15 protein-coding genes are annotated in these 23,845 nt (G+C 70.3%); 13 read left to right on the top strand and 2 right to left on the bottom strand.

Going from position 1 to position 23,845, the window contains the following annotated elements; all coding sequences use genetic code 11:
- Nucleotides 1-4: 4 nt before the first annotated feature.
- The 9 genes from AC3WRM_RS09600 to AC3WRM_RS09640 all read left to right on the top strand — a co-directional run bounded on the left by AC3WRM_RS09600 (nucleotide 5) and on the right by AC3WRM_RS09640 (nucleotide 15,070).
- Nucleotides 5-1,108, top strand: coding sequence for an MCE family protein (locus AC3WRM_RS09600; protein WP_492248010.1), 1,104 nt, complete (start codon nucleotides 5-7; stop codon nucleotides 1,106-1,108).
- Entirely contained in the window at nucleotides 1,105-2,055 is a 951-nt protein-coding gene (locus AC3WRM_RS09605; RefSeq protein WP_492248009.1) for an MCE family protein, read from the top strand. The genes AC3WRM_RS09600 and AC3WRM_RS09605 overlap by 4 nt, the downstream gene beginning before the upstream one ends.
- Entirely contained in the window at nucleotides 2,052-3,227 is a 1,176-nt protein-coding gene (locus AC3WRM_RS09610; protein ID WP_492248008.1) for an MCE family protein, read from the top strand. Before AC3WRM_RS09605 ends, AC3WRM_RS09610 begins: the two co-directional genes overlap by 4 nt.
- Entirely contained in the window at nucleotides 3,224-4,699 is a 1,476-nt protein-coding gene (locus tag AC3WRM_RS09615) for an MCE family protein (protein ID WP_492248007.1), read from the top strand. Before AC3WRM_RS09610 ends, AC3WRM_RS09615 begins: the two co-directional genes overlap by 4 nt.
- The gene (locus AC3WRM_RS09620) at nucleotides 4,696-5,910 is read left to right on the top strand and encodes an MCE family protein (RefSeq protein WP_492248006.1); all 1,215 of its coding nucleotides are present in this window, start codon (nucleotides 4,696-4,698) and stop codon (nucleotides 5,908-5,910) included. The genes AC3WRM_RS09615 and AC3WRM_RS09620 overlap by 4 nt, the downstream gene beginning before the upstream one ends.
- Nucleotides 5,880-6,476, top strand: coding sequence for an Rv1363c family protein (locus AC3WRM_RS09625; protein WP_492248005.1), 597 nt, complete (start codon nucleotides 5,880-5,882; stop codon nucleotides 6,474-6,476). Before AC3WRM_RS09620 ends, AC3WRM_RS09625 begins: the two co-directional genes overlap by 31 nt.
- Nucleotides 6,473-7,324, top strand: a complete 852-nt coding sequence (locus AC3WRM_RS09630) for a hypothetical protein (protein ID WP_492248004.1) — start codon at nucleotides 6,473-6,475, stop codon at nucleotides 7,322-7,324. The genes AC3WRM_RS09625 and AC3WRM_RS09630 overlap by 4 nt, the downstream gene beginning before the upstream one ends.
- Nucleotides 7,325-7,650: 326 nt before the next feature.
- Nucleotides 7,651-11,136, top strand: coding sequence for a DNA-directed RNA polymerase subunit beta (gene rpoB / locus AC3WRM_RS09635; RefSeq protein ID WP_492248003.1), 3,486 nt, complete (start codon nucleotides 7,651-7,653; stop codon nucleotides 11,134-11,136).
- Between the two features lie 88 nt (nucleotides 11,137-11,224).
- Nucleotides 11,225-15,070, top strand: coding sequence for a DNA-directed RNA polymerase subunit beta' (locus tag AC3WRM_RS09640; protein WP_492248002.1), 3,846 nt, complete (start codon nucleotides 11,225-11,227; stop codon nucleotides 15,068-15,070).
- Nucleotides 15,071-15,427: 357 nt separating this feature from the next.
- Here the strand turns inward: AC3WRM_RS09640 and AC3WRM_RS09645 are convergent, their stop codons facing one another.
- A complete protein-coding gene (locus AC3WRM_RS09645; RefSeq protein ID WP_492248001.1) occupies nucleotides 15,428-16,510 on the bottom strand; it encodes an acyltransferase family protein in 1,083 nt (360 codons plus the stop codon).
- Between the two features lie 39 nt (nucleotides 16,511-16,549).
- Here AC3WRM_RS09645 and AC3WRM_RS09650 point away from each other — a divergent pair, with 39 nt between their 5' ends.
- A complete protein-coding gene (locus AC3WRM_RS09650; protein ID WP_492248000.1) occupies nucleotides 16,550-17,044 on the top strand; it encodes an NUDIX domain-containing protein in 495 nt (164 codons plus the stop codon).
- A 31-nt stretch (nucleotides 17,045-17,075) separates the two neighbouring features.
- On the opposite strand, the gene AC3WRM_RS09655 is transcribed toward AC3WRM_RS09650, so the two are convergent.
- Nucleotides 17,076-18,197, bottom strand: a complete 1,122-nt coding sequence (locus AC3WRM_RS09655) for a hypothetical protein (RefSeq protein WP_492247999.1) — start codon at nucleotides 18,195-18,197, stop codon at nucleotides 17,076-17,078.
- Between the two features lie 164 nt (nucleotides 18,198-18,361).
- Here AC3WRM_RS09655 and AC3WRM_RS09660 point away from each other — a divergent pair, with 164 nt between their 5' ends.
- Genes AC3WRM_RS09660 through AC3WRM_RS09670 form a run of 3 tightly spaced genes read left to right on the top strand, consistent with a single transcriptional unit; the run spans nucleotide 18,362 to nucleotide 23,323 of the window.
- Nucleotides 18,362-19,102, top strand: coding sequence for a GntR family transcriptional regulator (locus tag AC3WRM_RS09660; protein ID WP_492247998.1), 741 nt, complete (start codon nucleotides 18,362-18,364; stop codon nucleotides 19,100-19,102).
- 10 nt (nucleotides 19,103-19,112) lie between these two features.
- Nucleotides 19,113-20,420 carry a hydroxyacid-oxoacid transhydrogenase gene (locus AC3WRM_RS09665; RefSeq protein ID WP_492247997.1) on the top strand — a complete coding sequence of 436 codons (1,308 nt, stop codon included), beginning with the start codon at nucleotides 19,113-19,115 and terminating at the stop codon, nucleotides 20,418-20,420.
- Nucleotides 20,417-23,323 (top strand): FAD-binding and (Fe-S)-binding domain-containing protein, encoded by a 2,907-nt coding sequence (locus AC3WRM_RS09670; RefSeq protein WP_492247996.1) that lies wholly within the window; start codon nucleotides 20,417-20,419, stop codon nucleotides 23,321-23,323. The genes AC3WRM_RS09665 and AC3WRM_RS09670 overlap by 4 nt, the downstream gene beginning before the upstream one ends.
- The last annotated feature ends 522 nt before the right edge of the window (nucleotides 23,324-23,845 follow it).

Here is a 23,845-nt window from a genome sequence, read left to right on the forward strand (position 1 = left end):
CCCGATGAGCAGGATGCTCGACAAGGAGTCGATCAGCGCGATCGTCAAGCTCGCGGTGTTCTTCGTCGTCACCGGCACCGCCACCGCCATGCTCATGCTCACGCTGAGCAACGGCAGCCTCGGTGCCAGCAACGAGTACAAGGCCGTGTTCTCCGACGTCACCGGCGTCGCGAAGGGCGACGACGTGCGCATCGCCGGTGTCTCGGTGGGCTCGATCAAGTCGGTGAAGATCCACGACACCGACGAGGCCATCGTCACCTTCTCGGTGCGCTCGACCACGCCGCTGACGAAGGACACGATCGCCCAGCTGCGCTTCCGCAACCTCGTCGGCCAGCGCTACCTGGCGCTGTTCCAGGGCGGCGACGGCGACACCTCGCGGCTCGCGCCCGGGTCGACGATCCCGCAGGACCGCACGGAGGAGGCGCTCGACCTCAACGTGCTGCTCAACGGGTTCAAGCCGGTGTTCCAGGCGCTCTCGCCGGAGGACACCAACAAGTTCGCCTTCGAGATCGTGCAGACCCTGCAGGGCGAGTCCGGGAACGTCCAGAACCTGCTGGCCCGCACGGCCTCGCTCACCAGCACGCTCGCCGACCGTGACCAGCTGATCGGCGACGTCGTCGTGAACCTCTCGGACGTGCTCGACACGATCGGCAGCCGCGACCAGCAGCTGACGGCCACGATCGACACGCTGCAGCAGTTCATCACCGGGCTCAAGGGCGACCGTCAGGCCATCCTCGGGTCGCTGGACTCCATCTCCGACCTCACGACGGAGACCTCGAACCTGCTCGTCGAGGGCCGCCCCGACCTCACGGCCGACGTCACGCAGCTGCGTCGCCTGACCGGCAACCTGTCGAAGAAGCGCAACCTCGACACCCTCGAGTCGGCGCTGCAGATCCTGCCGATCAAGATGGAGAAGCTCGGCAACCTGGCGTCCAACGGCAGCCTGTTCAACTTCTACGTCTGCGAGCTCAACGTCGACGTCAGCCAGCTCACCGGCACGCCGCTCGACGGCCTGCTCGACGGTCTCGTGAAGCAGCTCGGCTCGCTCAAGGCCGGTGGCGACCGCTGCCGCACCGGCGGCAACGAGTACGGGAAGGCCGCGTCATGAAGCCGTTCCGCGAGCGCAACCCCGTCATCATCGGCTTCATCGGCTTCGCCGTGATCGCCATGCTGCTGGTGGCCGCCTTCCGCGCCGACCGGCTGCCGATCATCGGCGCCGGCGACACCTACCACGCCGAGTTCTCCGAGATCGGCGGCCTGAAGTCCGGCAACGAGGTCCGCGTCGCGGGCGTCCCCGTCGGCAAGGTCCGCGACATCGAGCTCGAGGGCAACAAGGTCAAGGTGACGTTCAAGGTCGACAAGGGCACGCGCCTCGGCCGCGACACCGGGGCCGAGATCCGCATCCGCACGCTGCTCGGCGCGCAGTTCCTCGCGCTGCAGCCGTCGGGCGCGGGTCGCCTCGAGAAGGGCGGCACGATCCCGGAGTCGCGCACCACGCCGCCCTACGACGTCGTGCAGGCGTTCTCCGACCTCAGCACCACCACCGAGGCGCTCGACGTCGACCAGATCTCGCAGGCGCTGGAGACCCTCTCCGACGTCGCCGCGCAGACGCCGGAGGAGTTCCGGGGCGCCATCCGTGGCGTCTCCGACCTCTCCCGCAACCTCGCGGCGCGCGACCAGCAGATCAACACGCTGCTGAAGAACCTCAAGAAGGTCACCGGCGTCATCAACGCCCGCGACGACCAGCTCGTGGCGCTCGTCAAGGACTCCTCGGTGCTGTTCGATGCGATCAGCGCCCGCCGCGAGGCCATCCACCGCCTCCTCGTCTCGACGCAGGAGATCTCCGCGCAGCTGACCGGCCTGGTCAAGGACACGGAGGCCGACCTGCAGCCCGCGCTGCGCCAGCTGCGCACCGTCACCACCATGCTGGCCCGCAACGAGCAGAGCCTCGACCGCGCGCTCACCGTGATGCCCGGCTTCCTGCGGGTCTTCGCCAACGCGCTCGGCAACGGCCCGTGGTTCGACACGTACATCAAGATCGGAGGCGCAGGATGAGCAGGCTCGCCGGTGCGGCACGCATCCTCACGGTGCTCGTCGCCCTCGTGCTCGTCGTCGGTCTCGTGGTCGTCTTCGGCCAGCGCGACGCGAAGAAGACGATCACCGTCGACTTCACGCAGACCAACTCGCTGTACGAGGGGTCGGACGTGCGGATCCTCGGCGTGGCCGTCGGCACCGTCGACCGGCTCGTGCCCCGCGGCAAGACGGTGCGCGCGACGATCTCCTACGACGCCTCGGTCAAGCTGCCCGACGACGTGAAGGCCGTCGTCGTCTCCCCGTCGATCGTCGGTGACCGGTTCGTCCAGCTCGCCCCGGCCTACGACGGGGGAGCGGTGCTCAAGGACGGCGCGCGGCTCGGCGTGAGCCGCACGGCGGTCCCGGTCGAGCTCGACCAGGTCTACAAGTCCCTCGACGACCTCTCGGTGGCACTCGGGCCTGACGGCGCCAACCGCAACGGCGCCGTCAGCGACCTCGTCCGCGACACGGCGAAGCAGCTCGACGGCCAGGGCGCCCAGGTCAACGAGACACTGCGCAACTTCGGCAAGCTCAGCCAGACGCTCTCCGACAACAAGGACGAGCTGTTCGGCAGCATGCGCGAGGTCGACCAGTTCGTCCAGCTGCTGCAGACCAACGACCAGTCGGTCCGCGACTTCTTCGACAGCACCGCCCAGGTCTCGACCGTCCTGGCCGGCGAGCGAGAGGACCTGCAGGCCACCATCAAGGCGCTCGGCGACGCGCTCGTCGAGGTCCGCCGCCTGGTGCGCGAGAACCGCTCGGAGCTGCGGGGCAACGTCAAGCAGCTGTCGACGGTCGCGCGCGTGCTGGGCGACCACCAGAAGGACCTCGAGGAGTTCACCGTGAGCGCCCCGACGGCCCTGTCGAACGTCGCGCTCGCCTACAACGGCAACACGGGCACGCTCGACAACCACGCCGACGTGCTGCAGCTGCTGCTGGGGGCCGTGGAGGACCCGGGCGACCTGCTCTGCAACATCAGCGAGAACCTGCCGATCGACGTCAAGGAGCCGTGCGACGTCCTCGGCGGGGTCCTCGACGATCTCCTCAAGCCGATCACCGGCGGACTGCCGCTGCCGCGCGCCGCCGTGGCCAATGCGCCGTCGCCGGACCGCACCGACACGTCGCTGTCGCAGATGCTGGGGGTGGAGCGATGAGCGTGCGCCGACGCGGCCTGCGGGCCGCCGCTGTGACCGCCGGGAGCGCCGTGCTCCTGTCGGGCTGCGGCTTCTCGCCCTACGAGCTGCCGCTGCCCGGTGGTGCGGACCTCGGGTCCGACCCCTACACCGTCACCGTCCAGTTCCGCGACGTGCTCGACCTCGTGCCGCAGAGCGCCGTGCGGGTCAACGACATCGCGGTCGGCAAGGTCACCAAGATCCGGCTCGACGGGTGGACGGCCACGGCCACCCTGGAGATCAACCGCGACGTGAAGCTGCCGGACAACGCCGAGGCGCAGATCCGTCAGACCAGCCTGCTGGGCGAGAAGTTCGTGTCGCTGGCGCCGCCGTCCACGGGCGGGGAGGGCACGCTCGGCAACGGCGACCGCATCCCGCTCGACCGCTCGGGGCGCAACCCCGACATCGAGGAGGTGCTCGGCGCGGCGTCGCTGCTGTTCAACGGCGGCGGCCTCGAGAAGACGAACACGATCGTCAAGGAGCTCAACAAGACCCTCGACGGCAACGAGCCTGAGGTCAAGCAGCTGCTGCAGAGCACCACGACCTTCATCGGCCAGCTGGACGAGAACAAGGGCGAGATCCTGACCGCCCTGGAGAAGGTCGACAACCTCGCCAAGGCGACCAAGGCGCAGGAGGGTGCGATCACCCAGGCGCTCGACGAGCTGCCGGAGGCGCTGCGCACGCTCGACGCGCAGCGCGACGACCTGGTCGGCCTGCTGCAGTCGCTGGACCGGCTGAGCGACACCGCCACCGGCGTCATCCGACGCTCGAAAAACGACACGCTGGCCGTGCTCCGCGACCTCGAGCCGACGCTGCGCGAGCTCGCGAACGCCGGCGACGACCTCGCCACGGCGAGCCAGCTGATCTTCACCTACCCGTTCACCGACGCGATCGCCGGCGGCTCGCCGGCGCGTGCCAGCAGCCCCTGCACCGCCTACGACCCTGCCGTCCCGGCCACGCAGAACAAGGCCCTGCTGCGCAAACAGGTCGCCGAGGGCGCCTGCTACGGCGACTACATGAACCTCGACATCAACCTGTCGCTCAACACGGGCCAGCTCACGAACCTCCTGAAGGGCCTGCTGTCGCTGGGCAACACGCTGGGCTCGGCGAGGGCGACCGGCTCCTCGGCGCCCACCTCGGGCGGATCGGGGTCCGGCGCGGCCGGTGCTCCGGCCAACCAGCTCGTCGAGCTCGTCGAGGGCCTGACCAGCCAGGGCGACACGGGCCTGCCGTCGCTGCCGGGCACCTCCGGCAGCTCGGGCTCGCAGCCCTCGCCGGCCGCCAGCCCGTCCCCCTCGGCGTCCGCCTCCTCCCGCGGTGGGTCCTCCTCCGGTGGCGGTGGCGGCATCTGTTCCCTGCTCGGCAGCTGCCGGGTGACGACGACGAGTGAGCTGATGGCCACGCAGACCGAGGACGTCGCGCGGCTGGTGCTCGGACCGGTGGTGCAGCGATGATCACTCGCCTGACCAAGATCCAGCTGGTGATCTTCGCGATCATCGTGGCCGTCGGCGCGACGTTCGTCGGCGGCAAGTACGCCCAGCTCGACCGGCTGTTCGTCGACCGGACGTTCCCCGTCACGGCCGACTTCGCCGACTCCGGCGGCATCTTCGCCGGGGCCGAGGTGACCTACCGCGGCATCGCGGTCGGCAAGGTCAAGCAGCTGAAGTTCACCGAGGACGGCGTGAACGTCGTGCTCGACATCGACAAGAGCGCGCCGAAGATCTCCTCCGACGTCGTGGCCACCGTGGCCAACAAGTCGGCCATCGGCGAGCAGTACGTCGACCTCTCCCCGCGCACCAACGAGGCGCCGTACCTGAAGGCGGGCACGACCATCCCGCGCTCGGACACACGGATCCCGATCGACACCACGACCCTGCTGCTCAACCTGAACTCCCTCGTCTCCAGCATCGACACCCGCAACCTGAAGACCGTCGTCGACGAGCTCGGCACCGCGTTCGAGGGCACGGGGCCGGACCTCGAGCGCATCCTCGACACGTCCTCGGAGTTCATCACCGCGGCGCAGGAGAACCTCGGCGTGACGCAGCGGCTCATCCGCAGCTCCTCCGGCGTCCTGCAGACGCAGATCGACAAGCAGCCGCAGCTCGAGACCTTCGCGAAGAACCTGGCGCTGCTCTCGGACACGCTCGTCGAGTCCGACGGCGACCTGCGGCGCCTGGTCGACGAGGGACCGTCGGCGGCCAAGACCGTCAACGACACGGTGGCCGAGAACGCCGCGCAGCTGCGGACGATCCTCGCCGACCTGCGCAGCGCGAGCGAGCCGCTGGCCCGCAACTCCAAGAGTCTCAAGGCGCTCGCCATCATCTACCCCTACGTCCTCGAGGGGACGTTCAGCGTGGTGGCACCGAGCAAGAGCACCGAGGGCGAGTGGGACGCGCGCTTCGGCCTGGTGGTGAGCAACCCGGCCGACACGAGCAACCCCAAGCCGTGCGACGAGGACGACAACGGGCAGCGACCGCGGCGCGAGCCGATCGAGATCTACGACATGCAGTTCGACGTGGACGCCGGCTGTATCGTCAAGGACAAGGTCCCGCGCGGACCCGACAAGACCGTGATCAACCGTGACCGGGCCGCCGTGGGAACCGGGGCCGACGCCTCCGGAAAGGACTCGTGGACGTGGCTGCTGCTCGGACCGGCGATCCGCTGACCGCGCGCAGGAGCTCCACCCCCCTCGTCGTCATCGCCGTCCTCGGCGTGCTCGTCGGGGTGGCCGGGCTGCTCGTGCCGCGGTTCGCGGGTGGTGGCGAGGACGCCGAGCGCGACGCCGTCGTGGCGCGCGTCAACGACTTCGCGACCACCTACAACACCTACGACGTCGCCGACCTCGCCAGCTACCAGAAGCGGATGAAGCCGCTGCTCACGCCGGCGTACGACAAGGAGTTCGTGCGCGTGACGAACGCCGTCTTCGGGGCGCTGGAGTCCAAGGACCAGAAGAGCGGCGACGCCAACGTGCTCGCCGTCGCGGTCGACTCGCTCGACGACGACTCGGCGATCGCGATCGTCGCCGTCGACGCGTCGATCACGACGTCCTCGGACGAGGCCGCGGTGCAGCGTCGCTTCCGGTGGAAGGTCACGCTGTCCAAGTCCGACGGCGACTGGCGGGTCAGCCAGTTCGACACGGTGGTGCCGCTCGACGCGTCCACCGATCCCGGGTCGGGCGACGCCAGCCCGTCGCCGTCGACCTCGCCGTCCGCGTCGCAGGAGGGTCAGTGAGCACGCCCGAGGGACCGAAGAAGCGCCGCCGGATCGCGGGGGAGTCCACGCCGGGCACGGCGCGGCCGCCCGTCCCGGCGAAGAAGGTCGTGCGTCGTCCGGTCGCGCGCCCCGGTGTGCCGGTCGAGCCCGAGCAGGCACCGGTCGACGAGCCCACCGTCGAGGAGCAGGACGCCGCACCGCCCACGACCCCGGCCGCGCCGCGCGTCGCCCCGCGGGTGGGGCGTCGCAGCGACTCGCGCACGGGCTCCGGCGCCGCCGCGGCGTCGGCGCCGGTCGAGGAAGCCGGCGTCGACGAGCCGGCAGCGGACGTCACGGACGCGGAGGTGGGTCCGGGCGGAGGCCGCCGTCGCCTCGACCCCGCACGGATCGTCCTGGTCGCCGTGGCCGTGGTGGCGGTCGTCTTCGGCGCGTTCTTCGGCTACCGCGGGGTGGCGGACTGGCGCGAGACGCACGGGGTCGACGCCGCCCACGACAAGGCCGCCGAGGCGGCGGCCTCCGCCGCGGAGACGATCTTCACCTACCGCTACGACCGGATCCAGCAGTACCTCGACGACTCCAGCGACGTCATGACGTCGTCGTTCGCGAAGGACTTCGAGAGCATCTCGCCGGCCCTGCGCGACCTCGCGCCGCAGCGCAAGATCCAGGTCAAGGCGACCACCCGCGACTCCGCCGCGATGTCGTGCGGCGACGACTGCCGCCGGGACCGTGCCACCGTGCTCGTGTTCGTCGACCAGGCGCGCCTGGCCGACGGCTCCGAGGTGCCGACGGTCTTCGGCAACCGGGTCGAGATGACCATGGTCGAGCGCGACGGACGCTGGCTGGTCGACGACATCAAGGCGCTCTGAACCGGCGCCTCGCACCCTCTGGAGCTCGTGAGTCGGCGGCTCGACGTCGCCCCGTCCCGCACCGAAGAAGACACCGAGCAAGGCACGGGCACCGGCGTGAGGCCTGGCATTGCAGGGCTCACGAGAGGTCACCGTGTGGAGCGGCCGAATACTTTGGCCCATCTCAGGCTGGTTGTCAAGGACCAGGCTTGCGCGCGTGTGGACAGAAGGGCTAGACTGATTCTTCGCGCCCGCCTCGTCGCCCTCGTTGCCCCTTGACTGGGGGCGTCAGTCATGCGCACAAGTCCATCACGTGACACCCTTGCGAGCCTCTGGAAGGACCCCTCTTGGCCGCCTCGCGCACCGTCGCCGCACCTGCCCAGAACAACAGTGCCACCAACGCACCCCGCCGCATCTCCTTCGCCAAGATCTCCGAACCGCTCGAGGTTCCCGAGCTCCTGGCCCTGCAGACCGACAGCTTCGACTGGCTGATCGGCAGCGAGAAGTGGAAGGCCGAGGTCGAGGACGCCCTCGCTGCCGGCCGCACCGACGTCTCCACCAAGTCCGGTCTGGAGGAGATCTTCGAGGAGATCTCCCCGATCGAGGACTTCTCCGAGACGATGAGCCTGTCGTTCCGGGACCACCGCTTCGAGCCCCCGAAGTACTCGGTCGAGGACTGCAAGGACCGCGACGTCACCTACGCCGCGCCGCTGTTCGTGACCGCCGAGTTCATGAACAACGAGACCGGCGAGATCAAGAGCCAGACGGTCTTCATGGGCGAGTTCCCGCTCATGACGCCCAAGGGCACCTTCGTCATCAACGGCACCGAGCGCGTCGTCGTCAGCCAGCTGGTCCGCAGCCCCGGCGTCTACTTCGAGCGCACGCCCGACAAGACGTCGGACAAGGACATCTACACGGCCAAGGTCATCCCCTCGCGCGGCGCGTGGCTGGAGTTCGAGGTCGACAAGCGTGACCTCGTCGGCGTCCGTCTGGACCGCAAGCGCAAGCAGAGCGTCACCGTCCTGCTCAAGGCGCTCGGCTTCTCCGAGGCGCAGATCCTCGAGGAGTTCGGCCAGTACGAGTCGATCCGCCTGACGCTGGAGAAGGACAACGTCCAGACCCAGGACGAGGCGCTGCTCGACATCTACCGCAAGCTGCGTCCGGGCGAGCCGCCGTCGCGCGAGGCCGCCCAGAACCTGCTCGACAACTACTACTTCAACACGAAGCGGTACGACCTGGCCAAGGTCGGTCGTCACAAGGTCAACAAGAAGCTCGGCGCCGACGAGGCGTTCGACCAGCAGACGCTGACCATCGACGACGTCGTCGCCACCATCAAGTACGTCGTGGCGCTGCACGCCGGCGAGACCGAGCTGGAGATGCCCGCGGGCACCACCCTCGTCGAGGCCGACGACATCGACCACTTCGGCAACCGTCGCATCCGCACGGTCGGCGAGCTGATCCAGAACCAGCTGCGCACCGGCCTGGCACGCATGGAGCGGGTCGTGCGCGAGCGCATGACCACGCAGGACGTCGAGGCCATCACGCCGCAGACGCTCATCAACATCCGTCCGGTCGTGGCGGCGCTGAAGGAGTTCTTCGGCACCAGCCAGCTGTCGCAGTTCATGGACCAGAACAACCCGCTCGCGGGTCTGACCCACAAGCGCCGCCTCAACGCGCTCGGCCCGGGTGGTCTGTCGCGTGAGCGCGCCGGCTACGAGGTCCGCGACGTGCACCCGTCGCACTACGGCCGCATGTGCCCGATCGAGACCCCTGAGGGTCCGAACATCGGTCTGATCGGCTCGCTCGCCTCCTACGGTCGCATCAACGCGTTCGGCTTCATCGAGTCGCCGTACCGCAAGGTCGTCGACGGCAAGGTGACCGAGCAGATCGACTACCTCACGGCCACCGACGAGGACCGGTTCATCGTCGCCCAGGCGAACTCCCCGCTCACCGAGGACGGCACGTTCGTCGACGACGCGGTGCTCGTGCGCCAGCGTGGCGGCGAGGCCGAGCTCCGCCCGGCCGCCGAGGTCGACTACATGGACGTCTCGCCGCGCCAGATGGTCTCCGTGGCGACCGCGCTCATCCCGTTCCTCGAGCACGACGACGCCAACCGCGCGCTCATGGGCGCCAACATGCAGCGTCAGGCCGTCCCGCTGGTGCGCAACGACGCCCCGCTCGTGGGCACCGGCATGGAGTTCCGTGCCGCCGTCGACGCCGGCGACGTCACCGTCGCCAAGAAGGCCGGTGTGGTCAAGGAGGTCTCGGCCGACCTGGTCGAGATCATGGAGGACGAGGGCACGTACACCACGTACCGCCTCGCGAAGTTCCGCCGCTCCAACCACGGCACCTGCACGAACCAGCGCCCCCTCGTCGCCGAGGGACAGCGCGTCGAGGTCGGCACCCCGCTGGCCGACGGTCCGTGCACCGACGAGGGCGAGATGGCGCTGGGCACCAACCTGCTCGTCGCCTTCATGCCCTGGCAGGGCCACAACTACGAGGACGCGATCATCCTCAGCCAGCGCGTCGTGCAGGACGACCTGCTCACCTCGATCCACATCGAGGAGCACGAGGTCGACGCGCGCGACACCAAGCTGGGCCCGGAGGAGATCACCCGCGACATCCCGAACGTCAGCGAGGAGATGCTGGCCGATCTCGACGAGCGCGGCATCATCCGCATCGGCGCCGAGGTGGGCAACGGTGACATCCTCGTCGGCAAGGTCACGCCCAAGGGCGAGACCGAGCTGACGCCGGAGGAGCGCCTGCTGCGCGCCATCTTCGGCGAGAAGGCGCGCGAGGTCCGCGACACGTCGCTCAAGGTCCCGCACGGCGAGTCCGGCACGGTCATCGGCGTCCGCGTGTTCGACGCGGCCGACGGCGACGAGCTCAGCCCCGGCGTGAACCAGCTGGTCCGCGTCTACGTGGCCCAGAAGCGCAAGATCTCCGACGGTGACAAGCTCGCCGGCCGTCACGGCAACAAGGGCGTCATCTCCAAGATCCTGCCGATCGAGGACATGCCGTTCCTGGAGGACGGCACCGCCGTCGACATCGTGCTGAACCCGCTGGGCGTGCCCGGCCGCATGAACGTCGGCCAGGTGCTCGAGACCCACCTCGGGTGGGTGGCCAAGGCCGGCTGGGACATCGGCGACCTGAAGGACGAGTGGGCCGACCGCCTGCGCTCCATCGGCGCCGACCGCGCCCCGGCGAACTCCAACGTCGCGACGCCCGTCTTCGACGGTGCCCGCGAGGACGAGATCCAGGGCCTGCTCGCCTCGACCCTGCCCAACCGCGACGGCGACCGCATGGTCGGCCCCGACGGCAAGGCGGTGCTCTTCGACGGTCGTACCGGCGAGCAGTTCCCCGACCCGATCAGCGTCGGTTACATGTACCTGCTGAAGCTGCACCACCTGGTCGACGACAAGATCCACGCCCGCTCGACCGGTCCGTACTCGATGATCACCCAGCAGCCGCTCGGCGGTAAGGCCCAGTTCGGTGGCCAGCGCTTCGGTGAGATGGAGGTCTGGGCCCTCGAGGCCTACGGTGCCGCGTACGCGCTGCAGGAGCTCCTGACGATCAAGTCCGACGACATCGTCGGCCGCGTCAAGGTCTACGAGGCGATCGTCAAGGGCGAGAATGTGCCCGAGCCGGGCATCCCCGAGTCCTTCAAGGTGCTCGTCAAGGAGATGCAGTCGCTGTGCCTCAACGTCGAGGTGCTGTCCAGCGACGGGTCCGCCGTCGAGATGCGCGACGCGGAGGAGGATCTCTTCCGCGCCGCCGAGGAGCTCGGCATCGACCTGTCGCGTCGCGAGCCCTCCAGCGTCGAAGAAGTGTGAGCCGGCGGGGCGCCGTCGCCGTGACGGCGCCCCCACCCTCACTCCCCGCTCACCACTGAATTTCGAAAAGTAAGGGAAAGAAGACACCGTGCTCGACGTGAACTTCTTCGATCAGATCCGGATCGGTCTTGCGACCGCCGACGACATCCGCGGATGGTCCTACGGCGAGGTCAAGAAGCCGGAGACGATCAACTACCGCACGCTCAAGCCCGAGCGTGACGGCCTCTTCTGCGAGAAGATCTTCGGTCCCACCCGGGACTGGGAGTGCTACTGCGGCAAGTACAAGCGCGTCCGCTTCAAGGGCATCATCTGCGAGCGCTGCGGCGTCGAGGTGACCCGCTCCAAGGTGCGTCGCGAGCGCATGGGCCACATCGAGCTCGCTGCGCCGGTCACCCACATCTGGTACTTCAAGGGTGTCCCCAGCCGTCTCGGCTACCTGCTCGACCTCGCCCCGAAGGACCTCGAGAAGGTCATCTACTTCGCGGCGTACATGATCACGCACGTCGACGAGGAGGCGCGTCACCGCGACCTGTCCTCGCTCGAGTCCAAGATCGACCTCGAGGTCAAGCAGCTCGAGGCCCGTCGCGACGACGAGGTCAACCAGCGCCTGCAGAAGCTCGAGGAGGACCTCAAGGCCCTCGAGGACGAGGGTGCGAAGGCCGACGCCAAGCGCAAGGTCAAGGACGCCGCCGAGCGTGAGGCCAAGCAGCGCCGCGACCGCATCCAGCGCGAGATCGACCGGCTCACCGAGGTGTGGGACCGCTTCAAGAACCTCAAAGTCCAGGACCTCGAGGGCGACGAGATGCTCTACCGCGAGATGACGTACCGCTTCGGTGCGTACTTCGAGGGCTACATGGGCGCCGCCGCGATCCAGAAGCGTCTGCAGTCCTTCGACCTCGAGGCCGAGGCGGAGTCGCTGCGCGAGATCATCGCCACCGGCAAGGGCCAGAAGAAGACCCGCGCCCTCAAGCGCCTCAAGGTCGTCTCGGCGTTCCTCGGCAGCAGCAACCACCCCGAGGGCATGGTCCTCGACGCCGTGCCGGTGATCCCGCCGGAGCTGCGTCCCATGGTCCAGCTCGACGGTGGCCGCTTCGCCACCTCGGACCTGAACGACCTGTACCGCCGTGTCATCAACCGCAACAACCGCCTCAAGCGACTGCTCGACCTCGGCGCGCCCGAGATCATCGTCAACAACGAGAAGCGGATGCTGCAGGAGGCCGTCGACTCGCTGTTCGACAACGGCCGTCGCGGCCGTCCCGTCACGGGCCCGGGCAACCGTCCGCTCAAGTCCATCTCGGACATGCTCAAGGGCAAGCAGGGTCGTTTCCGTCAGAACCTGCTCGGCAAGCGCGTCGACTACTCGGGCCGTTCGGTCATCGTCGTCGGCCCGCAGCTGAAGCTGCACCAGTGCGGTCTGCCCAAGCAGATGGCGATCGAGCTGTTCAAGCCGTTCGTCATGAAGCGTCTGGTCGACCTCAACCACGCCCAGAACATCAAGTCCGCCAAGCGGATGGTGGAGCGTGGCGTGCGCGCCGAGGTCTGGGACGTGCTCGAGGAGGTCATCACCGAGCACCCGGTGCTGCTGAACCGTGCACCCACCCTGCACCGTCTGGGCATCCAGGCGTTCGAGCCGCAGCTCATCGAGGGCAAGGCCATCCAGATCCACCCGCTCGTCTGCTCGGCCTTCAACGCCGACTTCGACGGTGACCAGATGGCCGTGCACCTGCCGTTGAGCGCCGAGGCGCAGGCCGAGGCCCGCATCCTCATGCTGAGCACGAACAACATCCTGAAGCCGTCCGACGGCCGTCCGGTCACCATGCCGACGCAGGACATGATCATCGGCCTGTACTTCCTCACGCTCGAGCGTGAGGGACACGTGGGCGAGGGTCGTGCGTTCAGCTCGGTCGCCGAGGCGATCATGGCGTTCGACCGCAAGGAGATCACGCTCCAGAGCAAGGTGCGGATCCGCATCCCCGGCATCGACGGCACCGTCGAGTCGCAGGAGACCACCCTCGGTCGCGCGATCTTCAACCAGGCCCTTCCGGACGACTACGCGTACGTCAACTACCAGGTCGGCAAGAAGGAGCTCGGGGTCATCGTCAACGACCTCGCCGAGCGCTACTCCAAGATCGACGTGGGCGTCGCGCTCGACAACCTCAAGGAGACCGGTTTCCACTGGGCCACGCGCTCGGGCGTCACCATCTCCATCGAGGACGTCGTCACGCCGGAGTCCAAGCAGGAGATCCTCACCAAGTACGAGGGTCAGGCTGCGAAGGTCCAGCAGCAGTTCGACCGCGGTCTCATCACCGAGGACGAGCGTCGCCAGGAGCTCATCGAGATCTGGACGCAGGCCACGGCCGAGGTGTCCGGCGAGATGGAGAAGAAGTTCACCGCCAACGCCGACAACCCGATCTGGATGATGGTCCACTCGGGTGCGCGAGGCAACATGATGCAGGTCCGCCAGATCGCGGCCATGCGTGGTCTCGTGGCGAACCCGAAGGGCGAGATCATCCCCCGCCCGATCAAGGCGAACTTCCGTGAGGGCCTCAGCGTCGTCGAGTACTTCATCGCGACGCACGGTGCCCGCAAGGGTCTGGCCGACACCGCCCTGCGCACCGCCGACTCCGGCTACCTGACGCGTCGACTCGTCGACGTCAGCCAGGACGTCATCATCCGCGAGGAGGACTGCGGCACGGAGCGTGGTCTGCCGAAGGTCATCGCGACCCGCCTGGACGACGGCACCTTCGTGCCGGCGGAGAACGTCGAGACCTCGGCGTACTCGCGCAGCGCGGCCACCGACATCACCCACCCGGAGACGGGCGAGGTGCTGGTGGAGGCCGGCGGCGACCTCGGCGACGTCGAGATCGGACAGCTCGTCTCGGCCGGCGTGGAGACCATCCGCGTCCGCACGGTCCTCACCTGTGAGGCGGCGGCCGGTACCTGCGCCAAGTGCTACGGCCGTTCGCTGGCCACCGGCAAGCTCGTCGACATCGGCGAGGCGGTCGGCACCATCGCCGCCCAGTCGATCGGTGAGCCCGGCACCCAGCTGACGATGCGTACCTTCCACACCGGTGGTGTGGCCGGTGACGACATCACGCACGGTCTGCCGCGCGTGGTGGAGCTCTTCGAGGCTCGTCAGCCGAAGGGCCGTGCGCCGATCACCGAGTCGGCCGGTCGCGTCGCGATCGACGACACGGACAAGACGCGCAAGCTCGTCGTCACCCCCGACGACGGCTCGGAGGTGCAGGAGTACCCGGTGAGCAAGCGTTCGCGCCTGCTCGTCGAGGACGGCTCGCACGTCGAGGTCGGCCAGCAGCTCACGCACGGCACGCCGGACCCGCAGGAGGTCCTGCGCATCCTCGGTGTCCGTCGGGCGCAGGAGCACCTCGTGGACGAGGTCCAGGAGGTCTACCGCAGCCAGGGCGTGGCGATCCACGACAAGCACATCGAGATCATCGTGCGCCAGATGCTGCGTCGGGTGACGGTCATCGAGCAGGGCGACTCGCACCTGATCCCCGGTGACCTCGCGGACCGGGCGACGTTCGAGTCGGAGAACCGACGCGTCGTCGCCGAGGGCGGCACCCCCGCCTCGGGCCGTCCGGTGCTCATGGGCATCACGAAGGCCTCGCTGGCCGTCGAGTCGTGGCTGTCGGCCGCCTCCTTCCAGGAGACGACCCGTGTCCTCACGGACGCCGCCATCCACGGCAAGTCGGACTCGCTGCGCGGTCTGAAGGAGAACATCATCATCGGCAAGCTCATCCCGGCGGGCACCGGTCTCGACCGGTACCGCAACATCCGGGTCGAGCCCACCGAGGAGGCCCGCCAGGCCGCCTACGCCGTCACGGGCTACGAGTCCTACGACTACGGCTTCGGCTCGCCCGACGGCCCCGCCGTCCAGCTCGAGGACTACGACTTCACGTCGTACGAGCCCTGACGGACTGATCGCACGACGGCCCCGGACCTGTTGGTCCGGGGCCGTCGTCGTGCGTGGGGGCGGTCGTCGTGACCTCGGCGGTGCGCTGGCGCAGGTGGTCTGGGCTTGCTGGTGCGCTGCCTCGGCGGGCGCTGGGGGTGTTCTCCGAAAGGGCCTCGACCGGGCGGCTGGCGGGCGGGCTGGGTCGGGGTCCGGGCTGCGGGCCGCGTCGGACGCAAGAATCTGCGTTCGGGTGCGTAAGGGCCGAAGATGCTGCGTTCGCTACGGGATCCCGTCACCAACGCAGAAGCGTTCGGCCCCGGGCGCGCGAACGCAGCATCGTGCGTCGCTGCGGGCCGGCCCCGGCGACGCCCGACCTCAGGCGGTGGGGGCGGGGGTCTTGGCCGGCTCCGGCTTGGGCTCGGGGTCGGGGCGGAACAGCCAGCGGAGACGGGGCTCGAAGAGGGGGCGGAAGACCGTGGCGACGAGCTGCGTCATCAGGAGGTTCGCCACGACGGTCGCCACGACCATCGTCAGCACCACGGCGGGCGCGCCGTACTTCTCGAGGGAGCTGAACACGTCGAACTGGTACCGCAGCAGCAGGATGACGTAACCGTGCAGCAGGTAGCAGTAGAAGGTGCGCCCACCCAGGCGCGTGGTCCAGGACCGGCGTCGGGGGACGAGCGAGAGCGCCGCGAAGGTCAGCACCAGGCCGATGACGAGCAGCTCCGCACGCTGCGTGATGCCCTCCAGGGGCGAGGCGCCGAGCGGGTCCTCGTCGTAGCGCTGCTTCCACAGCAGCCAGTCGAGCGTCCAGTCGGCGGAGTAGAGGTAGCAGACCACGAAGCTGCCGGCGAGCAGCAGCGCCGAGCCGATGCGGATGCGCGGGTCCGCGAGCCGCTCGAAGCGCTCGCGGCTCATGTGCAGGCCGATGACGTAGAACGGCAGGAAGCCGAGGATCTTCGGCAGCGCCAGCACGTTCGGCACCTCGATGAGGCCCACGAGCAGCGAGATCGCGATCGACGTCGTGATCGGGTAGCGCAGCGCACGCCAGATCGGGGTGGTCAGCCGCCACACGAACAACGCCGCCATGAACCAGCCGAGCCACTGCGGCGACAGGAACTTGTACGGCTCCGGCTCACCCGTGTAGTGGCGCGTGATCATCTGCATCGAGATCTCGATGATCAGGTACGGCACGACCAGGGTGCTGACGATGCGGCGCACCTGACGTGCGTCGCCCATGTAGCGGCGAGCCGTGTAGCCGGAGATGAGGATGAAGAACGGCATGTGGAACGCGTAGATCCACACGTACACGCCGCGCGCGGAGTCCATCGCGACGAACTGCGTGAGGGAGTGCCCGATCACCACGAGCAGCATCACCCAGTACCGTGCGTTGTCGAGATAGGCCACGCGCTCCTTCGGAGCGGCGGTCGTCACGGGCAGCGGGTCGAGGGCACTCATCGTTCACCGACTCTAGTGGAGCGCACCGAAGGGAGCCCGATGAACGAGCACCGCGAGACGCGCCGCACGCAGCGCCTCGGCGCCTACGGCGTCGTCGTCGCCGACGACGAGACCGGCACCCCACGGCTGCTGCTGACCCGCGTCTCCCCGGCCGGCTACCCGGCCGGCTGGTGGGCGCTTCCCGGCGGCGGCGTCGACCACGGCGAGTCACCGCACGACGCCGTGGTGCGCGAGGTGCACGAGGAGACCGGCCTGACCGTGCTGGAGCGGCGCCTCGTCGACGTCCACGACGTGCACACCGTCGCCCCGGGGCGCGACGACCGCTTCGAGGACTACCACGGCGTCCACCTGCTCTACGCCGTCCGTGTCGCGGGCGTGGAGCCCGGTTCGCCGCTGCCGACCCCGCACGTCGTGGAGGTCGACGGCACCACCGACGTGGCCACCTGGCTGCCGCTCGACGAGGTCGACGACGGCGTCCGGCAGCTCCTGCCCGCCGTGCAGCACGCGCTCACGCACCTCGGCGACTACCGCTGACGTCGCCGCGCGCCCCGGCTCGGCCGCAGGATCAGGAGCGCGGCGGCGTGTAGAAGAGCATCGCGTAGCTGCCCCGCGCCGACAGCACGAAGGTCGCCCGGGCCACGCCGCCATCCTTGCCGCGAGCGGTGTAGGTCGTGCTGATCTCGTTGAGGTCCTCCACCACGTCCTTCGTCGGCGTGCCGACGCTCGACGCGAAGTCCTCCGCGATCGCGTCGGCCTCGCGCACGCGGTCGGCGACCACGGCGGCGAACCGTGGCCGCTCGCCGCTCAGCAGCAGGGTGCCGGTGGCCGGCACACGCCAGCGACCGTCGAGCAGGGGCGAGTCGCGCGGTGCGGACACGTCCATGCTCGGCCAGATGAGCCCCGACGTGTCCTCACCCTCGACGTCGCGGGGGACCTGGGCCGTCGACGCTCGCGGCTCGAGCTGGCCGCTGCGCGGGTCGCCGACGTACTGCGCGCGCACCGTCATGACCGGGCGCTTCTTCGCCGCCGGGTAGCCGGTGCGGGTCGTGACGTCGCCGGGGTCGGCGGTGATGGTGATGCGGATGTCGCGCTGGTCGGCGGTCTTGCCCTCGGCGTCGACCGTGCAGCCCGTGATCCGGCGGTCCTGCGACTGGCAGTACGTCGAGAGGTCGTCCTCGTCGAGCTTCGCGTCGGGGATGACGGCGTTGACCTGGGCGATCAGACGGCGCAGCACCTGCGTCGGGGAGCCGTCGACACGCAGCAGGGAGATCGTGACGTCGGGGCGGGGGGCGTCGTCGATCAGCGAGAAGGTGTCGTCGCTGGGACGGGTGGCCGGCGTGGTGGTCTCGGTCGGCGTCGGCTCGACCCCCTCGGGCAGCTCGCCGTCCTCCTCGCCCGACTGCTGCGCGGCCTCCGCGGCGTCGAGCTCGGGCTGGTAGGCCTCGATGAGCGCGGCGCTGCGGTAGCGCACGAGCGGCCCCAGCTGCGTGGCGCCCGACGGCACCTCGAGGCCGTAGATGATGGGGGACTGCGGACCCGACTCGTGCTCCGTCACGTCCGCGTCCGACGCACCGGCAGCCGACGACGAAGCACCCGCGCTCGGGCGTGGGTCGGCCTGGGTGCGCGTCTCGCAGGCACCCAGTGCGAGCACGCCGACGAGCAGGAGCGGGGTCGCGATCCGTCTCATGGGTCTCCTCGGGGAGGTCGTACGGTCCCCGGGCCGGGGTGGTCGGTCGACCGGGCCGGTCGGACCGATCGGCCCCATCCTGCCGCAGCCGGACAAGGTCGCGCGGCACCGGGCGCGGTAGGTTGCGAGCACCGGAGGGTCCGACGGGGCGAGGAGGCGCGGCGATGGCGGGACGGACGACGGCTGCCGAGCGCGTCTTCGCCCGGCTGCGCGAGGACATCCTGACCGGTCGCCTCGAGCCCGGGTCGCAGCACTCGATCTACCGGCTGGCGGAGGAGCTCGGGACGTCGCGCACGCCGGTCCGGGAGGCGGTGCTGCGCCTCGCCGACGCCGGGCTGGTCGCCGTCGAGCGCAACCGCGGGGTGCGGGTGCGGGGTGTCACCGTGCAGGACGTGCTCGAGGTCTTCGAGCTGCGTCTGCTGCTCGAGGTGCCCGCCACCGCCTACGCCGCGCTGCACGCCGACGACCGGCAGCGTGACCAGCTGCGCGCGCTGCTGCTGGCCATGGCGGCCGACGCGGCCGCCGACGACGAGACCGCCTTCGAGGAGCACGACCGGGCGCTGCACGCCGTGCTGCACGCGGCGAGCGGCAACCGCAGGCTGGGCGAGGAGGTGCTCGCCCTGCGGGCCTCGATCCAGGCGCGCGGCGCGGTCACCCTGCACCGCTCCCGCGGGGCGCAGGAGATCCTCGAGGAGCACGAGCCCGTCGTGCAGGCCGTGCTCGACCAGGACGCGGGTCGGGCGGCCGCGCTCATGAGCGAGCACCTGCTGCACACCGCGGAGCTGCTCGCGCGCCAGCTCGACCCCGCCGTCGACGTCGGCGCCTGGCGCTCCCGAGCGCAGGCGCTGACAGCCAGTAGCATGCTACTGTCGTCGACGTCCTCGACACGTCTGGAAACGAGCTGACAGGAGCGGCATGTCCGGCTTCGCCCCCCACCACCCCGAGACCGTCTTCACGTACGGCGCACCGCGCCTGAAGCTCGGCGTCGGCGCCCGGCACGAGCTCGGGCACGACCTCGCCGAGCTCGGTGCCCGCCGCGTGCTGCTCGTCACCGACGCCGGAGTCGCCGCCACCGGGCGACCGGCGGAGATCGCCGACCGCCTGGCCGGCGACGGTCTCGACGTCGTCGTGTTCGACGGCGCTCGGGTGGAGCCCACCGACGGCAGCCTCGAGGAGGCCGTCGCCTTCGCCCGCGACGCCGGGCCTGTCGACGCCGTCCTGGCGGTCGGCGGCGGCAGCAGCATCGACACCGCCAAGGCCGTCGCGCTCCTGCTCACCAACGACGGCGAGCTGATGGACTACGTCAACGCGCCGGTCGGTCAGGGCCGTGCCCCGAGCCGGCCGCTCCTCCCGCTCGTGGCCGTGCCCACGACCACCGGCACCGGCAGCGAGAGCACCACCATCTGCGTGCTCGACGTCGTCGACCAGCACGTCAAGACCGGCATCTCGCACCCTCGGCTGCGTCCGGTGCTGGCCGTCGTCGACCCCGAGCTCACCCTCACCCAGCCCGCGTCGGTGACGGCCGCCTCGGGACTCGACATCCTGTGCCACGCGCTCGAGAGCTACACCGCACGCCCCTACACCTCCTACGAGGCCAAGCAGGCGGGTGAGCGGGTGCCCTACTGCGGCTCGAACCCGATCTCCGACGTCTGGTCGGAGCGCGCGCTCGCGCTGATGGCCGGCTCGTTCCGGCGCGCGGTCAGCCACGGCGACGACCTCGATGCGCGCACCGAGGTGGCCACCGCCGCCACGTTCGCGGGGCTCGGCTTCGGCAACGCGGGCGTGCACATTCCGCACGCGAACGCCTACCCGATCGCCGGCCAGGTGCGCGAGTTCCGTCCCGAGGGGTACCCGGGCGACGACGGCGCCTCCGGGCACGCCGGCCTGGTGCCGCACGGCATGGCCGTGTCGCTCACCGCGCCCGCCGCCTTCCGGTTCACCTTCGAGGCCGCGCCCGAGCGCCACGTGCGCGCCGCGCGTCTGCTGGACCCCGACGCGAGCATGCCCTCGGACCCCGCGGACCTGCTGCCGCAGGTGCTCACCTCGATCATGCGCGACGTCGGCATCCCCGCCGGGCTGTCCGCCGTCGGCTTCGGGAGCAACGACCTCGACCCCCTCGTCGACGGCGCGATGAAGCAGCAGCGGCTCCTGGCCACCGCGCCCCGCGACGTCACCGAGGACGACGTCGCCGGCATCCTCGACGCGTCCCTCGAGCTCTGGTGAGCGTCGACACGGTCGGCCCCAGCGTCGCCGCCTCCCCGGCCGACGTCGTCGCCGAGCTCCGCCGCCGCGAGGTCGCCGACGTCGACGACTCCAGCACCACCCGCGCGCTGTACAGCACCGACGCGTCGCTCTACCGCGTCGTGCCACAGGTCGTGGTCCGGCCGCGGTCGGTCGAGGAGGTGCTCGCCGTGCTCGACGCGTCGCGTGCCACCGGGGTGCCCGTCACCTCCCGCGGCGCCGGCACCTCCATCGCCGGCAACGCGGTGGGCACCGGCATCGTCGTCGACTTCGCCAAGCACCTGAACCGCGTCCACGAGATCGACGTCGAACGTCGCGTCGCGCGGGTCGACCCCGGCATCGTGCACGCCGCGCTGCAGAAGGTCGCCGCGCCGCAGGGGCTGCGCTTCGGCCCCGACCCGTCGACGCACACCCGGTGCACGGTCGGCGGGATGATCGGCAACAACGCCTGCGGCAACCGCGCCCTCGGGTACGGCCGCAGCTCCGACAACGTCGCCGCGCTCGACGTCGTCACCGGCACGGGGGAGCGGCTCACGCTCGGGCGCGACGTCGCCACCAGCTCGCCGACCCTCGACCGGCTGCGCGACGTCGTCGCGTCCGACCTGGCGACCGTGCGCACCGAACTCGGCCGTTTCGGCCGCCAGGTGTCGGGCTACAGCCTCGAGCACTTGCTGCCCGAGCGCGGCTTCGATGTCGCCTCGTTCATGGCCGGCACCGAGGGGACGCTGGGCGTGCTCCTCGGCGCCACCGTCGACCTCGTGCAGACCCCGCAGCACGTGCACCTCGTGGTGCTCGGCTACGGCTCGATGGCCGAGGCCGGCGACGACGTGCCCACGATGCTGCCGCACGGTCCGATCGCCTGCGAGGGACTCGGCGCGCGGATCGTGGAGGTGTACCGCGCCGCGAAGGGGACGGCGGGCGTGCCCGAGTACCCGCGCGGCGGCGGCTACCTCTACGTCGAGCTCGCCGGTGACGACCCTGCCGAGCTGGCGGCCCAGGCCGAGCGCGTCGTCGCGGACTCCGCCTCGCTGTCGCACCGGCACGTGACGTCGGTGGCCGAGCAGGCCGCGTTCTGGCGCATCCGCGAGGAGGGTGCGGGTCTGGCGTCACGGATCTGGGACCGTCCGGCCCTCTCCGGCTGGGAGGACGCGGCCGTGCCGCCCGAGCGGGTCGGGCAGTACCTGCGCGACTTCGACGCCCTCCTGCAGCAGCACGGCCTGAACGGAGAGCCGTACGGCCACCTCGGCGACGGCTGCGTGCACGTGCGCATCGACTTCCCGCTGTCGGAGCCCGGCGGCCAGGCCGGGTACCGCGCCTTTATCGAGGACGCCGCCCGGCTCACCGCCACGCACGGCGGCTCGTTCTCCGGCGAGCACGGCGACGGTCGAGCCCGGTCGGAGCTCCTGCCCCTCATGTACTCCGAGCAGGCGATCGCGCTCTTCCGCGGCGTCAAGCACGTGCTCGACCCCGACAACCTGCTCAACCCCGGCGTGCTCGTCGACCCCGGCGCTCTGCCGTCCGCCGCCCGGGGCCCGGCACCCCTGCCGGGTGTTCGTGCGCTGGACGCCGATCTGCGGACGCAGGGTCGTGGATGGGCGCCGGGCCTGCAGGGCTCGCGTCGGGGCCTGCGGCTGCTGCACGACGACGGCGACCTCGGTGCGGCCGTCCACCGCTGCACCGGCGTCGGCAAGTGCCTCGCCGACAACAAGGCGTCGCACGGCGTCATGTGCCCCTCCTTCCAGGCCACCCGCGACGAGAAGGACTCCACCCGCGGGCGTGCGCGCGTGCTGCAGGAGATGGTCGACGGGCGGCTGGTGACCGGCGGCTACCGCGCGCCGGAGGTGCATGAGGCGCTCGACCTCTGCCTGTCGTGCAAGGGCTGCCTCAACGACTGCCCCACGGGCATCGACATGGCGACCTACAAGTCCGAGGTGCTGCACCAGACCTACCGGGGCCGGGTGCGGCCGCGCAGCCACTACGTCCTCGGGAAGCTGCCGTTCTGGGCACGGCTGACGTCACCCGTCGCGGCGCTCGCCAACCTGGCCCTCCGGGTGCCGGGTCTCGCCCACGTGGCGCGCTGGGTCGCAGGCGTCGACCAGCGCCGCAGCCTGCCGTCGTTCGCGACGCGTCGGTTCAGCCGCGCCGCCCGGCCGGCGCTCGAGGCCTCGGCGCGGCGCACCGACCGGCCCCGCGTCGCGATCTGGGCCGACTCCTTCACCGAGTACTTCTCCACGTCCGGCGGCCACGCCGCCGTGCGGCTGCTCGAGTCGGCCGGGTACCGGGTGGAGGTCGTCCAGAAGCAGGCCTGCTGCGGACTCACCTGGATCACGACCGGCCAGCTCGACACCGCCCGCTCGCTCGTGGAGCGCACCGTCGCCGTGCTGCACGAGTACGTCGCCGAGGGGGTGCCGGTGGTCGGCCTGGAGCCGTCGTGCCTCGCGGTGCTCCGCTCCGACGCGGTGGAGCTGACGGACGACCCGCGCGCGGTCGAGGTCGCGCAGGGGGTGTTCACCCTCGCGGAGCTGCTCGCCCGCACCGACGGCTGGGAGCCCCCCGACCTCAGCGGGACGGAGGTGGTCGTGCAGCCGCACTGCCACCAGTCGTCGGTGCTCGGCTTCGAGGCCGACCTCGACGTGCTCGGCCGGACCGGCGCGACCGTCACCCGGCTGTCCGGCTGCTGCGGCCTCGCCGGCAACTTCGGCGTCGAGCGCGGCCACTACGAGGTGTCCGTCGCCGTCGCCGAGCAGCAGCTCATGCCCGCCGTCCGCGCCATGGGCGAGGGCGCGGTCGTCCTCGCTGACGGCTTCTCCTGCCGCACCCAGCTCGACGACCTCGCCGACGTCCCAGCCCTCCACCTCGCCGAGCTCCTCGCGCCGGGGGAGTAGGGCGGGGCGGGGCGTGTGTCGGGGGCTTCTCTCTTGGGTGGGGCTGCGCTGGCGTGGTTCACCGCTCGGGTGGGGCTGCGCTGGTGTGGCTCCGTGGTCGGGTGGGGCTGCGCTGGTGCGGCTTGTCCTCGTCCTGGTCTCCGAAAGGGCCTCGACCGGGCGGCCGGGCGGGGGTCGGGCTGGGTTCTCGGGCAGTGGCCCGTGTGGGACGCAAGAATCTGCGTTCGTGCGTTGGGACTCGAAGGATGCTGCGTTGGCTACGGGATCCCGTCGCGAACGCAGAAGCCTTCGCCCTCGAACGCGCGAACGCAGAATCTTGGGTGCCGTTTGCGTTGGGGGGACGAACGATTCTTCCTTCTCGTGGAACGGTCCACGAGAAGGAAGAATCCTTCACACCTCTAGACCCGTCAGCGGTGGATCTGCCACCTCAAGAGCGCCCTTAAGGGGCTCTTCGTACTTCAGGTGGGGATGAGGGTGTCGAGTCCTCCGCCGATGAGGAGCATGCGTAGCCGGTAGTTGTTG

The sequence above is a fragment of the Aeromicrobium sp. EU05-FHT14F07 genome (assembly GCF_058790455.1).